The sequence below is a fragment of the Burkholderia sp. Tr-20390 genome, assembly GCF_017104595.1.
GTDB lineage: Bacteria > Pseudomonadota > Gammaproteobacteria > Burkholderiales > Burkholderiaceae > Burkholderia.
Map to the genome: position 1 here is coordinate 1 of NZ_JAAGPC010000053.1, position 15,556 is coordinate 15,556.

At 66.1% G+C, this 15,556-nt stretch carries 13 protein-coding genes; 8 read left to right on the forward strand and 5 right to left on the reverse strand.

Annotated features, from left to right (window positions below; all coding sequences use genetic code 11):
* A partial coding sequence (locus G3N98_RS16705; protein WP_206148730.1) for an FAD-dependent oxidoreductase occupies positions 1-160 on the reverse strand: 160 nt, incomplete at its 3' end.
* Positions 161-200: 40 nt separating this feature from the next.
* On the reverse strand, positions 201-1,247 hold the full coding sequence (locus G3N98_RS16710) for an LLM class flavin-dependent oxidoreductase (RefSeq protein ID WP_254600128.1): 1,047 nt from the start codon (positions 1,245-1,247) through the stop codon (positions 201-203).
* A 285-nt stretch (positions 1,248-1,532) separates the two neighbouring features.
* Between G3N98_RS16710 and G3N98_RS16715 the strand changes: the two genes are divergently transcribed.
* The 4 genes from G3N98_RS16715 (at position 1,533) to G3N98_RS16730 (ending at position 5,700) form a co-directional block, all read left to right on the forward strand.
* Positions 1,533-2,333, forward strand: coding sequence for a 2-amino-3,7-dideoxy-D-threo-hept-6-ulosonate synthase (locus G3N98_RS16715; protein ID WP_206148706.1), 801 nt, complete (start codon positions 1,533-1,535; stop codon positions 2,331-2,333).
* Positions 2,334-2,385: 52 nt separating this feature from the next.
* Positions 2,386-3,450, forward strand: a complete 1,065-nt coding sequence (locus G3N98_RS16720; RefSeq protein WP_206148707.1) for a 3-dehydroquinate synthase II family protein — start codon at positions 2,386-2,388, stop codon at positions 3,448-3,450.
* A gap of 49 nt (positions 3,451-3,499) precedes the next feature.
* Positions 3,500-4,600 (forward strand): 3-dehydroquinate synthase II family protein, encoded by a 1,101-nt coding sequence (locus G3N98_RS16725; protein ID WP_206148708.1) that lies wholly within the window; start codon positions 3,500-3,502, stop codon positions 4,598-4,600.
* A 77-nt stretch (positions 4,601-4,677) separates the two neighbouring features.
* Complete coding sequence (locus G3N98_RS16730; RefSeq protein ID WP_175240458.1) at positions 4,678-5,700, forward strand: methyltransferase; 1,023 nt, start codon at positions 4,678-4,680, stop codon at positions 5,698-5,700.
* Positions 5,701-5,724: 24 nt separating this feature from the next.
* On the opposite strand, the gene G3N98_RS16735 is transcribed toward G3N98_RS16730, so the two are convergent.
* Positions 5,725-6,432 (reverse strand): FadR/GntR family transcriptional regulator, encoded by a 708-nt coding sequence (locus tag G3N98_RS16735; protein ID WP_089429489.1) that lies wholly within the window; start codon positions 6,430-6,432, stop codon positions 5,725-5,727.
* Between the two features lie 302 nt (positions 6,433-6,734).
* Here G3N98_RS16735 and G3N98_RS16740 point away from each other — a divergent pair, with 302 nt between their 5' ends.
* Both G3N98_RS16740 and G3N98_RS16745 read left to right on the forward strand, forming a co-directional pair.
* Positions 6,735-8,981: a TonB-dependent siderophore receptor gene (locus tag G3N98_RS16740; RefSeq protein ID WP_241025948.1), complete on the forward strand. Its 2,247-nt coding sequence runs from the start codon at positions 6,735-6,737 to the stop codon at positions 8,979-8,981.
* A 150-nt stretch (positions 8,982-9,131) separates the two neighbouring features.
* Positions 9,132-10,046: a prolyl oligopeptidase family serine peptidase gene (locus G3N98_RS16745; protein WP_206148709.1), complete on the forward strand. Its 915-nt coding sequence runs from the start codon at positions 9,132-9,134 to the stop codon at positions 10,044-10,046.
* A 359-nt stretch (positions 10,047-10,405) separates the two neighbouring features.
* Here the strand turns inward: G3N98_RS16745 and G3N98_RS16750 are convergent, their stop codons facing one another.
* Entirely contained in the window at positions 10,406-10,975 is a 570-nt protein-coding gene (locus G3N98_RS16750; protein ID WP_206148710.1) for a hypothetical protein, read from the reverse strand.
* Positions 10,972-11,448 carry a hypothetical protein gene (locus tag G3N98_RS16755; protein ID WP_206148711.1) on the reverse strand — a complete coding sequence of 159 codons (477 nt, stop codon included), beginning with the start codon at positions 11,446-11,448 and terminating at the stop codon, positions 10,972-10,974. The genes G3N98_RS16750 and G3N98_RS16755 overlap by 4 nt, the downstream gene beginning before the upstream one ends.
* 589 nt (positions 11,449-12,037) lie before the next feature.
* Here G3N98_RS16755 and G3N98_RS16760 point away from each other — a divergent pair.
* A complete protein-coding gene (locus G3N98_RS16760) occupies positions 12,038-13,828 on the forward strand; it encodes an acyl-CoA dehydrogenase (protein ID WP_175237772.1) in 1,791 nt (596 codons plus the stop codon).
* Between the two features lie 35 nt (positions 13,829-13,863).
* Positions 13,864-15,537, forward strand: a complete 1,674-nt coding sequence (locus tag G3N98_RS16765) for an electron transfer flavoprotein-ubiquinone oxidoreductase (protein WP_206148712.1) — start codon at positions 13,864-13,866, stop codon at positions 15,535-15,537.
* Positions 15,538-15,556: the final 19 nt, after the last annotated feature.

A 15,556-nucleotide genomic window follows, 5' to 3' on the forward strand; every position in this document is an offset into this window, starting at 1 on the left:
CGTTCGGCACGACCTGCAGCCCCGCGCCGACTTCCCGGAACGCCCGGCTTTGCTCGAGGACGGTGACGCGATGGCCGGCGCGGCGCAGCGCGAGCGCGGCGGCCAGGCCGCCGATGCCGGCGCCGACGACGATCGTGTCGAGTGACAGGGACGGTGTCATGGGCGAGTCCGCCGTGGGTCCGGAAGAGATCGGCATGGCGTCATAGCCCCGGCAGCACGTCGCGGGCGAACACTTCCAGGTTGTTGCTCATCAGCTCGTACGGCTGCGCGCCGTAGTCGATGTGCCACAGGATCGCGTCGAGCCCGAGATCGGCTTCCAGCGCGCGGATGCGCTGGCGCACGGTGTCGGGCGTGCCGAGCACGGCGGTCGCGTCGAGGTCGGCCGTGTCCATGCCGCCCATCTTGTTCTTCATCGCCTCGTTGTAGCCCTGGTACGCCGACGACTGCACCTGCTCCCACGACTTCGCGGCGTCCGCGAAATAGCGCCAGTGATGGCGCAGGCGCGGCTCCGCGAGCGCCAGCGCGTGCGCGTCCGACGTGCCGATCATCAGCGGGATGCTGATCGCGACCTGCGGCCGGCGGCCGGTGTGGCCGTGATGGCGCTCGAACGTCTCGCGATAGAGGGCCACCATGTCCTGCGTCTTCGCGAGCGCGTCCTTGCGCGGCGGCGCGGCCATCAGCAGGTTGAAGCCGCGTTCGCCGATCCACTCGAAGCTGGACGGCGTGAGCAGCGCCGCGACCCAGACCGGCGGCCGCGGTTGCTGCGTCGGGCGCGGCAGCGATTGCGCGTCGCGGTAGCGGAAGAACGGCGTGTCCTCGCTGACCGATTCCTCGGCGAGCAGGCGCACCGTCGCGTCGATCGTCTGCTGGAAGCGCGCCTTGCTCGAATCGAGATCGATGCCGAACGCCTCGAATTCGTACGGCAGGAACGCGCGCGCGAAGCCCAGCTCGAGCCGCCCGTTCGAGATCGCGTCGAGCTGCGCGGCCTCGGCCGCGAGCTGGATCGGATGATGGAACGACGCCTGGATGCCGCCCGTCATCAGGCGGATCGACTTCGTCTGCGCGGCCGCGGCCGCGAGGAACATCAGCGGCGACGGGCTGTAGCCGCCATACGGCTTCAGGTAGTGCTCGGTCATCTTCACGTACGTGTAGCCGAGCCGGTCCCCCAGCGCGCTGAGCTTCAGCGCGTTCGCGTAGTAATCGGCCGCCGGGCGGTCGGCCGGGCCGGTATCGGGCAAAAAGGACACGCCGAACTTCATAGACACCTCACAGGTTGATGTGCTGCCGTTGTCTGCAAAGGGGAACCGATGCCACGTCGAATGCGTCCCCCGGTCGGGAAACAGGATCGCTCGCAATGTGCTTGCAAGGATGATCCAATCATAGGATGATTGGGTCTATGCAAGTCTTACACGACGCAAGATTTGCTGCAAGCGTTGCTCGGTTGTTGCTCCAGTTCCGCCCGCAAGCGGGCACTCCGGGGGCAGGCTGAAGTCGCACGGGCCGGCCTCTCCATTTCTGGCGAGGAATCAAGGATGGACGCTCTTCTATCGGTTTCTGGCAAGGCGCTCAGGATGCGGCGGGTGGTGCGTGCCGCGTCGGGCAAGTGTCTGATGGTGCCGCTCGACCATTCGCTCGCGGACGGGCCCATCGCCCCTCCGCAGCAGTTGCGGCAACTGGTGGGCGACATCGCCGCGCACGGCGGCGACGCGATCGTCGTGCACCGCGGCCGCGCACGCTTCCTGTCTCCCGACGTGCTGAGCGATCTCGCGCTCGTCGTGCACCTGAACGGCTGCACGCGCTACGCGGAGGACGTGAACGCGAAGACGCTGTTCGCGAGCGTCGAGGATGCACTCGCATGCGGCGCGGATGCGGTCAGCGTGCACGTGAATCTCGGCTCGAAGACGGAAAACCAGCAGCTGCTCGACCTGAGCCGCATCGCGACCGAGTGCGCGCGCTGGTCGTTGCCGCTGCTCGCGATGATCTATCCGCGCGGCCCGGGCCTCGGCGAACGTCCGCAGACCGAACTGATTGCCCACGCGGCGAACGTCGCGGCGGATCTCGGCGCCGACATCGTCAAGCTGCCGTACAGCGGCGACGCCGCGAGCATGGCCGACATCATCGCCGGCTCGTCGCTGCCGGTGCTGGTCGCGGGCGGCGCGAAGCTGCCGGAAGACGAGTTCGTCGCATTCACGTCGCGCGTGATGAACGCGGGTGCGCTCGGCATCGCGGCCGGTCGCAACGTGTTCGCCGCGCCGAAGGCCGCACCGCTGATCCGCCGCCTGTCCGATGCCGTGCACGGTGTCGAGCGGCGTGCCGCGCACCTGGCCGCCTGAGCCGGTGCGCCGGGCCGTCGCGCCCGGTTTATTCCGACCGTAGAGGATTTCCATGCATCGCTATCCGTGGATCGACCTGCGCGCGCTCGGCGCGCAGGCAGGCACCGTCGCGGCCGACGCAGCGAGGGCCGGCGCGTGCCGTTTCGTGGTGGCCGAGGCCGAGCGCGACACGTGCGCGCCCGGCACGGCGGCGCAACTGTCCGTATCGACGCCGGGCGTCGCAACGCTGGTCGACGACGTGCATGCGCCGCTCGCAGGCGTTCGCGTGAGGATCGACGGCGCGGCCGATTTCGATGCCGTGCGCACCGCGATCGCGCGGCACGCGCTCGTCCTGATCGACTACGCGCTCGCGACCACGGTGCCGCTCGAGCGCCTGCTCGCGGGTGTCCGCGAGGCCGCGTGCCGCATCGTCGTGTCGCTGGCCGATCCGCACGGCGCGGCCTACCTCGCGCGCAAGCATGCGCAGTCGCCGGTCGACATCGCGTTCGCCCCGCGCGATGCGGCCGCGTTGCGTGGCGTGCTGGCCGCATGCGGCGAGCTGCGCGCCCGCGAGCCGCTGAAGCTGAAGACATTCGAGGTGCAGCGCGTCGAGCCGCTCGGCACCGGGCTGCATGCGGTGATCGACGGCTGTTCGCAGCTGGACGGCGAAGAGTGCGTGCTGGCCGGCGCGAGCGCGACCAGCATGCTGCTCGTCGTCGCGGCCGGCGCCGCGCACCCGCCGGGCCGGCCGCTCACGTTCGGCATCGACGCGGGTTCGGCCGAATCGTTCGTGTTCTGCGGCGGTGACCGCGCGCGCCAGCTTTCGCTCCTGCGTTCCGGCGAGCGGATCCTGACGGTCGGCGCGGCCGGCGACACGCGCGCGATCGTGGTCGGCCGCGTGCGGATCGAATCCGCGCCGCTCGTCGCACTGCACACGCGCAGCGCGTCCGGCGCGAACACGCGCGTCGTGATGCGCGGCGACCGCGCCGTACGGTTCCGGACCGACGACGGCGCGCGCGTCGGTCTCGCCGATGTCGCGCCCGGCGTCCGGCTTGCCGGCTACGAACCGGGCGCCGGCTGGGTGGATTGCCGGATGAGGGCCGCCGCGTCGCGTTCGGTCGTTTCCGTCAGCCGCTAGTTTCATCCTGTCACTCAACCTGCGTTATCCCCTTCGAAGGAGATTGGCCTTGAAGAAGCTTTCCTGGATTGACCTGCGCAACATCGGCGAGCTCGCGGACGAGATCACCGAGGAAGCGCTGCATGTCGGCGTGTCCGCATTCGTCGTGAAGGATGCGGCGCAGGCCGGGCGGCTGCCGCCCAGCGCGTGCAAGGTCGCGGTCGTCGATCGGCAGCCGGCCGATGCCGCGCTGCTCGAGCAGGTGCAGATCATCCTCGTGAAGGATGGCCTGCCGGTCGATTTCGCGGTGCCGGATGGTGTCGAACTCGGCGTGTTCATCGAGGTGACGGGCGAGGCGACGCTCACGCGCGCCTGCGAGCTGTCGACCACGACGCCGTGGCTGCTCGTCGAATTCCTGCAGGACCCGAGCAAGATCCCGCTCGAGATCCTGCTGGCCGCTGCCGATCAGGCGTCGGGCGAGCTGATCACGGTCGTCGCCGACCTGGAGGATGCGGAGGTCACGCTGAACGTGCTGCAGCGCGGCCCCGAAGGCGTGCTGCTCACGCCGACGCAGGTCGGGCAGGCCACGCAGCTCGTGTCGATCTGCAGCGATACGGTCGAGGATCTGCAGCTCGAGGAAATCGAGATCGTCGGGCTCACGCACCTCGGGCCGGGCGAACGCGTGTGCGTCGATACCTGCTCGCGCTTCGAACAGGACGAGGGCATCCTCGTCGGCTCGTATTCGACCGGCATGATCCTCATCAGCAGCGAGACGCACCCGCTGCCGTACATGCCGACGCGCCCGTTCCGCGTGAACGCGGCCGCGCTCCATTCGTACGTCGTCGCGCCGGACAACCGCACGCGCTATCTCGCCGAGCTCGAATCGGGCGCGGAGATCCTCGCCGTCAACGTGCAGGGCAAGGCGCGCCGCGTCGTGGTCGGGCGCGCGAAGGTCGAGACGCGGCCGCTGCTGCTGATCGAGGCGAAGAATGCCGCCAATCGCGCGATCAACATCATCGCGCAGGACGACTGGCACGTGCGCGTGCTCGGGCCGAAAGGCAGCGTGCACAACATCACGGAGCTCAAGCGCGGCGACCGCATCCTCGGCTACACGCTCGATGCGCAGCGCCACGTCGGCTACCCGATCCGGGAATTCCTGCACGAGCAGTGATCCGCATGCTTCATTGACGATGCGATCGCCCGGTGCGTCACGTGCCGGCGCGGTCGGCTCATGTTCAGGAGTACTTTATGGAAAATGCGGCAAAACAGGTGCTGGATACGCTGTTCGGACGGTGGCGCAGCCGGATCCTGTATGCGGGCACGCGGCTCGGCGTGTTCGATGCGGTCACCACGGATGCGCCGGTGTCGTCGGCCGCGCTCGCGGCGAAGCTCGATGTCGACGAGCCGCTGCTGTACCGGCTGCTGCGCGCGCTCGCGTCGCTCGGCCTGCTCGACGAGGACACGCGCCGCGGCTTCCGGGCCACCGCGTCGGGGGCGCTGCTGCATGCGGACGCCCCGAGCACGCTGCGTGATTTCGTGCTGCTGCAGGAAGGGCCGGAGCATTACGCGATCTGGGCGCATCTGCCCGACATGGTGCGCGAGGGGCAGCAGAACGGTTTCGTCCGCGAGTTCGGCGCGATGGCGTTCGACTATGCGAAGGACCACGAACGCTACCGGACCGATTTCAAGCGCGCGATGTCGAGCTTCTCGACCGTGCAGTCGGAACAGGTGGTCGATGCGCTGCGCGACGTCACGTTCGCGCCGGGCACGCATGCGTGCGACATCGGCGGCGGCCAGGGGCACATGCTGTGCAGCCTGCTGCGGCGGTTCCCGTCGCTGACCGGCGTCGTGTTCGACCTGCCGGAAGTGATCGACGGCGATGCGGACGACTGGGCGCAGCGCATGGGTGTGAGCGCACGCTGCAGCAAGGCGGGCGGCAACATGTTCGACGCGGTGCCGGCGGCCGATGTCTACCTGCTGAAGCTGATCCTGCACGACTGGAACGACGACGAGTGCGTGGCGATCCTCAAGCGGGCACGCGAAAGCGCCCGGGACGGCGCACGCGTGTTCGTGATCGAACGGGTCGTGCCGGCGCCGGGCGTCGCGCATTTCTCGAAGCTCTACGACATCCACATGATGTGCTGGGGCAGCGGCCGCGAGCGCACGCGGGACGAATACGACGCGTTGCTCGGCGCCGCCGGCTGGCGGCCCGCCGGAGTCCGCTCCGCGCCGGACGGGCAGATCGACGTGATCGAGGCCGTCGCGGCGTAGCGCACGCTGGGTGCGACGGGCGCGTCAGGCGGCGGGCGTCTCGCGGGTTTCGAGCCAGGTCATTTGCGGCTTGAGGATCGCGAGCGTCGCGCGAACCGCCTTGTTCTCGTCGCGCTGTTCGATCGCGTCGAGCACCGCCTGGTGCGCCCGCATGTCCGGTTCGGGGATCTCGGCCTCGTCGAGTTCGACGAGGATGTCCTCGACGTTCGCGAGGATCGAGCCCGAGAAGTAGCGATACAGCGCTTCGAGCGCGTGATTGTGCGATGCGGCGGCCACGGCGATATGAAACGCGCGGTCACGCTCGACGAACTTCTTCACGTCGCGCGACGCTTCGCGCTCGCCACGCGCTTTCAGCAGCTTGCGCAGCGTCGCGAGATCCTCGTCCGTGCGCCGGCGCGCCGCGTAGCGCGCGCATTCCGTTTCGAGCATGCACTGCAGCTCGAGATGGTCGCTGCGCGCGGCGCGATCGACGTCGCGCATCGTCTCGGCCGGATCGACATTGCGGCGCACGTAGGTGCCGTCACCCTGGCGCACTTCGAGCACGCCGGAATACGCGAGCGTGCGAACCGCTTCGCGCACCGTGTTGCGCCCGACCTCGAGCTGTTTCGCGAGATCGAGCTCGGTCGGAATGCGCTGACCGACGCGCCAGATGCCGGAAGTGATATTGGATTTGAGGATATCGATCGCCGAATCGACGAGCGAGTGTCGGGTGGCCGGGGGCAGGCTTGACATTGCGTGTTTCGCTTGAAGCTTGAGGGTGTCGCTATCCTATCATCCGATCAATCGTTTAGTCGTTCAGGATAACGACATTCAAACGTGACATTTTGTTAACGTCAGACGAATAAACCTGCGGCCGTCAGTTGCGTGCCGCGCATTCGTTGATTGCTTCCGCCGGCATTTACCTGCGCTGCGTCGACGTAAATGATTCCCATTCGCTGTTCAGTCGAGGTCGCCGTTGCAAGAGCGGCCCGTCTTCCGACTCGAGGGCGCGGCATAGCCGCCGACGTCCGTCTCCGCTTTCCGGATAACCCGAGATGAATCGATCACACACCGGCCGCCGTGCGCGGCCAGGATTTCCGTTGCCGCGCGCGGCGTGGCGGCGCGTACCGGGCTGGGCGGCCGCACTGGCCTGTGCGACCGCGATGCCGGTTGTTGCTTCGGCGCAGGATGCGCGGGAGGCGGGCGAACCCGCGGCGGATGCCTCGTTGCTCGCGCCGATCGTCGTTGACGGGCGACGCGAGACAGGTGTCGGCCCCGTACAAGGCATCGCGGCCGACGTGTCGCGCGCGGGCACCAAGACCGACACGGCGATCGTCGAGGTGCCGCAGGGCCTGTCGGTCGTCACGCGCGAGCAGATGGACCGGCAGGACGTGCACAGCGTCGGCGACAGCCTGCGCTATACGCCGGGCGCCTACGCGGATTCGCGCCCCGGAGGCGTGCTCGAAAGCGTGTTCCTGCGCGGTTTCGGCGGCTTCGCGGCGGCGGCGATCAATCCGCAGATGCTCGACGGCCTGCCGCTGCCGAAAGGCGTGAACTGGGCCGCGAGCGTCGTCGATCCGTGGACGCTCGAACGCATCGACGTGCTGCGCGGCCCGGCGTCGGTGCTGTACGGGCAGGCGAGCCCGGGCGGCATCGTCGACATGGTCAGCAAGCGGCCCACGCGCGATGCGCAGCACCTGCTCGGCGTGCAGACCGGCAACCGCGATCGCGGGCAGCTTGGATTCGACTTCAGCGGGCCCGTGACGAAAGACGGAACATGGCGCTACCGGATCGACGGCCTCGCGCGCCGTGCCGACGAGCAGATCGATTATTCGCGGCAGCAGCGGATCGTCGTCGCGCCGTCGCTGACGTGGCAGCCGAACGCCGATACGCGTTTCACGCTGCTGGGGTCGTTCCAGCGCGATCCGCACAACAACTTCGCGGGCTGGCTGCCGGCCGTCGGTACGCTTTGGCCGGATTCGGGACGGCGGATTCCGACGCACTTCTTTCCGGGGCTGCCGGGGTTCGATACGTACGACCGAACGCAGGCGATGATCGGCTATGCGTTCGAGCATCGTTTCAATTCGACCTGGAAGGTTCGGCAGAACGTGCGCTATACGCATCTCGATGTCGACTTCGCGGGCGCGGCGGTCAATTTCATCGCGCCGTATCTGGCGCCGGGCGTGCTGAACCGTTCGCTGTCGTGGTCGCGCGAGCACGTGAACCATCTCGCGCTCGACAACCAGGCCGAGATGCGCGTGATGACGGGGCCGGTCGAGCATACGGTGCTGGCCGGGCTGTCGTATGAGCATGCGGTGGCGAATCTCGTCGGCTCGGGCTTCGGCGCGGCGCCGCCGCTCGATACGCGTGCGCCCGATTACGGGCAGCCGTATGCGGTGCCGCCGGTCGCGCAGCAGACGCGGCAGACGCCTGACCGGATCGGCGTCTATCTGCAGGATCAGGTGCGTTGGGATCGGTGGGTGTTCACGCTCGGCGGGCGCGAGGAGTGGTCACGCACGACGACCGATGACCTGCTGCGGTCCGCGAGCGTGCGGCAGAGTACGCGGGCGTTCACGGGGCGTGCTGGGGCGGTCTATCTGTTCGATAGCGGCTTTGCGCCGTACATGAGCTATTCGACTTCATTCGAGCCGGCGCTCGGCACGCGTTTCGATGGTCAGCCGTTCACGCCGACGAAGGCGAAGCAGTTCGAGGTCGGGTTGCGTTATCAGTCGCCGGACCGGCTGCAGAACGCGTCGATCGCGGCGTTCGATATTCGCCAGCGCAATGTCCTGACCGCTGATCCGGAGCATCCGTTCTTCAGCGTGCAGACGGGCGAGGTGCGATCGCGCGGGATCGAGCTGGAAGGGCGGGCGCGTGTGTGGAAGCAACTGGATGTGATTGCTGCGTACACCTATCTTGATACGACGGTGCAGGCCGATACGGATCCGACCGTGGTCGGCAAGCGCGTGGCGGCGGTGCCGCGCCATCTCGCGTCGCTTTGGCTGGACTATGCGGTTGAGCGGCCGGGGTTGCGCGGGTTGAGGGTCGGTGGTGGTGTGCGTTATGTGGGGCGCAGCGCGGGTGACAACGTCAATACGTTCGATGTGCCGGCTGTCGTGCTTTTTGATCTCGGGCTGTCGTATGACCTTGGAGTCGAACGGTCCGCGTGGAAGGGATGGCGCGTTGCGGCGCATGTGAACAACCTGTTTGACCGGACTTATGTGTCGTCGTGTTTTTCAGCGGGTGGGTGTTTCTATGGCACGCGGTTGATGGTGACGGGCGATGTTAGTTATCGGTGGTGATCGGACGGTGGGTGGGGTTGTTGCGATACAGGTGCGGGCTGTGCACGTGCGACTAGCCCGGCCACGCTGCCGCCCGGATACACTGACGCCTTCGCCGTAGGCATCGCGGCAGCGTGGGCCGTCGGCTGCGGATTCGTGGAGAGATCACCCATGAGCATCGTCGTTCGCCGAAACCGGATCGCCGTTCATCTGTGCCGGGTGCTGGCCTCGGGCGCGTTGATCGCTTCCGTCGTCGGCTGTGCGGCGACAGCGGTCGACGACACGTCCATCGCGCCGGATCTGCATGAAACCGTCGTCAAGGTCCCGGTCGATGAGGGGGCGAGCACGCGCGACATCGTCGCCACCACCTACATGCCGGATGGTCCCGGACCCTTTCCGCTGATCGTGCTGAGCCACGGCAGCCCGCCCGATCCGCTCGACCGGCCGAAGGTGCGCCGCTATCGCGCGTTGCCGCAGATCCGGACGTTCGTGAAGCTCGGCTTCGCGGTCATCGTGCCGATCCGCCGCGGATACGGAGCGACGGGCGGGGTCGATGAAGAGGATGCGGGTTCGTGCCGGCATCCGGATTACCTTGCTGCGGGGCAGCAGGCCGCGCGCGATGTGCTCGCGGCCGTGCGGTATGCGCAGGCGTTGCCGCAGGTGGATCGAAACCGCGTTGTATTGGTCGGGCAATCGGCGGGTGGTTTTGCGTCGCTGGCGGCGGCGAGCTACGCGCCGCAAGGGGTGGTTGCGGTGGTGAATTTCTCGGGTGGGCGTGGGGGGAACCCGACGACTCATCCCGGCATGCCGTGCGATCCGAAGCAGATGGCCGACACGATCGGGCATTTCGCGAGTACGACACAGGTGCCGGTGCTGTGGCATTACGTGCAGAACGACAAGTATTTCGCGCCGGAGGTCGTGGCGACCTGGTTTGCCGCGTTTCAGGGGGCGGGTGGGCGTGGACAGATGATTGTTGAACCGCCGTTTGGCAAGAACGGGCACGGGATGTTTGCGGTCAAGGAGGCGATACCGATTTGGTTGCCGCACTTTGAGGCGTTTGTTGGGCCGTTGGTGGTGGTGAAGTAGGGGGCTGATTCGGGGGGGCGGTGGAATCGGGTCGCAGGGAGTGGGCACTTGCCTGTTGTGATCGTCGGCCGCAGGTCGGACGGTGGAGCGCGCTTGCGAGTCGTGGTTGCTGGCAGATTCGCATGGTCAAGTGGACCTATCCCGCGCGATGAGGACGCTAACGTACCCGTGCGTCTGCGAGCGGTACTTCAATGATCGGTAGTGCCTGTCCTTCGCTTGAAAGAGCCCCGTTCAGAAAGATAAGCCGAGGCCCGTGCTACAGGGTGTTGCAGCGGCCGCTGCCGGCCTGAAGCAGGCATTTCCCGTGCCAGACCGAATGACCCGAGCTCACTCGTCAACGGTCGATCGCGTCGCCACGTTCAAGAACATCGCCGAATGATTTCGAGGTCCTCAACACGCTCGACGGAGTAGTGTCCGTCGTGGCTGTCGATGTGATACACATCGACCTTCAGCGGCGTTCCAAAACGGACTGTTACCTCATAATTTTCCCCGGATTTGGGGGTGAAGCGAAAGGCGCTGTCGTATTGGTCTCGTCCCGGAAGGGCAACGCGCAGCGTCAGCAAGTGATCGGCTTGCATCCTGAGTTCGAAGTAACTTTGGTCGATATATTTATCGGCGATCGGCATTCCCAGCCTCGGCTGTTGTCGATGCGTCGAAAAGAGAATGATCGTGTGATCGTCTTTGAAACGAATACCCGCCACGCCAATGGGTTCGCCACCCAGCGGATCGCTCGGCACGTAGCAACCCGGCAACGGAGGGGGTTGATAGAGGTAGAACCTACCTTCGCCGATTTCACGGAAGCGGACGTTTGCAGTCGGCACGCCTGGCGGTGGCATGTAGTTTGTTGTTACACACCCTGTCACCGACAAGGAGAATGCAAACATCGCCAATCGAGTCACGAGTTTCGCCGCCGATGCTTTAACTTTCATTGGTGCGCAACCTCGTGTTTTACTTCTATCGTGCCGCTATAAGCATTGGGGATCGCCCACCGTTTGCCGGTTTGTGCCGTGAGAATCATCCGATCGGATTCTGACGAAGCCGAGTAGAGGATAAAGAATCGTGCGCCAGAAGGGACGATGAAGTAGGTTTGTCTGTAGTGGCCCTTCACGAAGGTCGATCCGTCGGTGCTCTCGAATGACTCGACGTTGCTGACAACGCGCTTGTCGGCATCGAGGAACATGACATACGGCTTCAGCACCGTTGCCAGCGGCAACCACGAACTCGAAAACCATGTGCGGACGCGCAAAGTGGTTGCCGTGGACTGTTGATCCAGGGAGAAGGGAGCATAGACGCCAAGGCCGTCTGGAAATCGAGCCACCGGAGAAGTGCTCGCGTCGAAGTCAATCGTCTTTGCATCGTTCAGTGCAAGTGGCTGATAAGACATTTCTGCGTAGCTCTTCACGCCGATCCGTGATTCAGCCAAAGGCGTAGCCACAAGTTGCCGGGTTGCACATCCACTAAGCGCCGCACAAATTAGCCCGATTCCAATCCAGAATTGCCGTTTCACGTCGTTCCCGAAATTCGATTTCCCAATAGATCCCTGATTACGGCAATCGGAGGCGATTCTTTAGTTCAAACGCGTGGATGAGCAATGTCCACCGAAAACAGGCCGGAACTCGGTGTCCGATGGCCGACGCAAAACGGACGTCTCACCTGTCTCGGCGTACGTGTCGCCTTGGCCGGCAAGCGACCGCCATTGCGGCAATCGAGCCGCGGCGGCCACTCGGATCGCCCCGGCCGGGTATGTCGATTGCTCGCCGATACATCGGAAGAATAAAACCCACCCCCGCCCAAACCCCCACCCAGCCAGCCTTCCCCCGCCCAACCCCCAAATCCCGTGGCCGATTTTGTCACCACATGGGCCGGATATGACAATAAGAATCGCCTGCCCTAGGATTACGATGCCTCACGTCGTCGCCCGGGCCTGAGCCGGTTTTCCCGCCTCTCGCCCGATAGCGCCCCTCCTATATCGTCTGATTGGAACATCGACCATGAGCTATCACGCCCCCGTCAAGGACATGCTGTTCGTGCTGAAGGAACTGGCCGGCATCGACGCCGTTGCGCAGTTGCCGGGCTTCGAGGATGCCGGTTACGACACGGCGCAGGCCGTGCTCGACGAGTCCGCGAAGTTCTGCGGCGAGGTGCTGGCCCCGCTGAACGTCGAAGGCGACCGCAACCCGAGCAGCTGGAAGGACGGCGTGGTGACCGCGACGCCGGGTTTCGGCGAAGCATTCCGCCAGTTCGTCGAAGGCGGCTGGCAGGGGCTGCAGCACCCGTCCGAATACGACGGCCAGGGGCTGCCGAAGCTGATCGCGACGCCGTGCATCGAGATGCTGAACGCATCGAACCTGTCGTTCGCGCTCTGTCCGCTCCTCACCGACGGCGCGATCGAAGCGCTGCTGACGGCGGGCACCGACGAGCAGAAGCAACGCTACGTGCCGAAGCTGATCTCGGGCGAATGGACCGGCACGATGAACCTGACCGAGCCGCAGGCCGGCTCCGACCTCGCACTGGTGCGCTCGCGCGCCGAGCCGCAGGGCGACGGCACGTACAAGGTGTTCGGCACGAAGATCTTCATCACGTGGGGCGAGCACGACATGGCGGACAACATCGTCCACCTGGTGCTGGCGCGCACGCCGAACGCGCCGGAAGGCGTGAAGGGCATCTCGCTGTTCATCGTGCCGAAGTTCATGGTCAACGACGACGGCTCGCTCGGCGCACGCAACGACGTGCACTGCGTGTCGATCGAGCACAAGCTCGGGATCAAGGCGAGCCCGACGGCGGTGCTGCAGTACGGCGACCACGGCGGCGCGATCGGCTACCTGGTCGGCGAGGAAAACCGCGGCCTCGAATACATGTTCATCATGATGAACGCGGCGCGCTTCGGCGTCGGGATGCAGGGGATCGGCGTGGCCGACCGCGCCTACCAGAAGGCCGCGGAATTCGCGAAGGAGCGCGTGCAGAGCCGCCCGGTCGACGGTTCGGCCAAGCAGTCGGTGACGATCATCCATCACCCGGACGTGCGTCGCATGCTCGGCACGATGCGCGCGCTGACCGAAGGCGCGCGGGCGCTGGCCTACGTGGCTGCCGCGCACAGCGACATTGCCCACCGCCATTCGGACGAGGCGACGCGGGCCCGTCATCAGGCAATCTACGAGTATCTGGTGCCGGTCGTGAAGGGCTGGAGCACGGAGATGGTGAACGACGTGGCGAGCCTGGGCGTGCAGGTGCACGGCGGGATGGGCTTCATCGAGGAGACGGGCGCGGCGCAGTATTACCGCGATGCCCGTATCCTGGCGATCTATGAAGGCACGACGGCAATCCAGGCGAACGACCTGGTGGGCCGCAAGACGATGCGCGACGGCGGCGCGGTGGCGAAGGCGCTGATCGCGGAGATCGGCGACACGGTCGCGGCGCTGGGCAAGCTGGACGGCGCGGCGGCTGCGTCGGTGAAGGCGAAGCTGGAGAAGGGCGCGAAGGCGCTGTCGTCGGTGGTCGATTACGTGGTGGCGAACGCGAAGCAGGACCCGAATGCGGTGTTCGCGGGCAGCGTGCCGTACCTGAAGCTGGCGGGCGTGGTGCTGTGCGGGTGGCAGATGGGCCGCGCGCTGGTGGCGGCGCACGCGAACCGCGCGAGCGACCCGGCGTTCTTCGATGCGAAGATCGCGATCGCGCAATGCTATGCGGAACACGTGCTGGTGCAGGCAGGCGCATTCGAAGCGTCGATCGTCGGCACGAAGGGCAACGAGGGCGTGCTCGCGTTGACGGAAGACCAGTTCTGACCGCTGACGGTCGGGACGCAGGAGGAGACAGGATTTTGACCACACAGGACTTGCTCGCGCAGTACGGCCCGCGCGAATCGATGGAATACGACGTCGTGATCGTCGGCGGCGGCCCCGCCGGGCTGTCGGCGGCGATCCGGCTCAAGCAGCTGGCCGCCGAGAAAGGCACCGAGATCGGCGTGTGCGTGCTCGAGAAGGGTTCCGAGATCGGCGCGCACATCCTGTCGGGCGCGGTGATGGACCCGCGCGCGATCAACGAACTGTTCCCCGACTGGAAGGAACGCGGTGCACCGCTCGACGTCGAGGTGACGGAAGACCGCTTCCTGTTCCTGTCCGAGAAGAGCTCGGTCACCACGCCGAACTGGGCGCTGCCCGCCAACTTCCAGAACCACGGCAACTACGTGATTTCGCTGGGCAACGTCACGCGCTGGCTTGGGGCACAGGCCGAAGCGCTCGGTGTCGAGATTTTCCCCGGCTTCCCGGCCGCCGAGATCCTGTACAACGACGACGGCTCCGTGAAGGGCGTCGCGACCGGCAACATGGGCGTGGGCAAGGACGGCGAGCCGACCGAGAACTTCCAGCTCGGCATGGAACTGCACGCGAAGTACACGCTGTTCGCCGAAGGTTGCCGCGGCCACCTCGGCCGCCAGCTGATCTCGAAGTTCAAGCTCGACGCGAACGCGGATCCGCAGGCCTATGGGATCGGCATCAAGGAACTGTGGGAGATCGATCCGGCCAAGCACAAGCCGGGCCTCGTGATCCACACGGCCGGCTGGCCGCTGAAGTCGGACACCTACGGCGGCTCGTTCCTGTATCACATGGACAACAACCAGGTCGTGGTCGGCTTCGTGGTGGGCCTCGGCTACACGAACCCGTACCTGTCGCCGTTCGAGGAATTCCAGCGCTACAAGACGCACCCGTCGATCCGCGCGTTCCTGGAAGGCGGCAAGCGCGTGTCGTACGGCGCGCGCGCGATCACGGCCGGCGGGCTGCTGTCGCTGCCGAAGACGGTGTTCCCGGGCGGCGCGCTGATCGGCGACGACGCGGGCTTCCTGAACGCGTCGCGGATCAAGGGCAGCCATGCGGCGATCAAGACCGGCATGCTCGCGGCCGACGCCGCATTCGACGCGGTGCAGGCCGGCCGCCAGAGCGACGAGCTCAACGCGTACCCGGACGCCTTCAAGCAGTCGTGGCTGTACACGGAGCTGTATCGTGCGCGCAACTTCAAGCAGTGGATGGCGAAGGGCCTGTACCTCGGCACACTGATGGTCGGGCTGGAGCAGAAGGTGATGGGCGGCAACGTGCCGTGGACGCTGCACCACAAGCATGCGGATCACGAAATGCTGAAGCCGGCGTCGCAATGCCAGCCGATCGAGTATCCGAAGCCGGACGGCAAGCTGACGTTCGACCGTCTCTCGTCGGTGTTCATCTCGAACACGAACCACGAGGAGAACCAGCCGGCGCACCTGACGCTGAAGGATGCGAGCGTGCCGGTGAACGTGAACCTGCGCACGTACGCGGGGCCGGAGGGGCGCTTCTGCCCGGCGGCCGTGTATGAGTTCGTGAAGAACGACGACGGCAGCGATCGCCTGGTGATCAACGCGCAGAACTGCGTGCACTGCAAGACCTGCGACATCAAGGACCCGACGCAGAACATCGTGTGGGTCACGCCCGAAGGCGGCGGCGGGCCGAATTACCCGAACATGTAACGCAACGCATCCCCGCGCC

Coding starts and splice junctions, on each gene's coding strand:
- G3N98_RS16715 (WP_206148706.1), top strand. CDS start 1,533: ATGGACGCTCTTCTATCGGTTTCTGGCAAGGCGCTCAGGATGCGGCGG.
- G3N98_RS16720 (WP_206148707.1), top strand. CDS start 2,386: ATGCATCGCTATCCGTGGATCGACCTGCGCGCGCTCGGCGCGCAGGCA.
- G3N98_RS16730 (WP_175240458.1), top strand. CDS start 4,678: ATGGAAAATGCGGCAAAACAGGTGCTGGATACGCTGTTCGGACGGTGG.
- G3N98_RS16735 (WP_089429489.1), bottom strand. CDS start 6,432: ATGTCAAGCCTGCCCCCGGCCACCCGACACTCGCTCGTCGATTCGGCG.
- G3N98_RS16740 (WP_241025948.1), top strand. CDS start 6,735: ATGAATCGATCACACACCGGCCGCCGTGCGCGGCCAGGATTTCCGTTG.
- G3N98_RS16745 (WP_206148709.1), top strand. CDS start 9,132: ATGAGCATCGTCGTTCGCCGAAACCGGATCGCCGTTCATCTGTGCCGG.
- G3N98_RS16750 (WP_206148710.1), bottom strand. CDS start 10,975: ATGAAAGTTAAAGCATCGGCGGCGAAACTCGTGACTCGATTGGCGATG.
- G3N98_RS16760 (WP_175237772.1), top strand. CDS start 12,038: ATGAGCTATCACGCCCCCGTCAAGGACATGCTGTTCGTGCTGAAGGAA.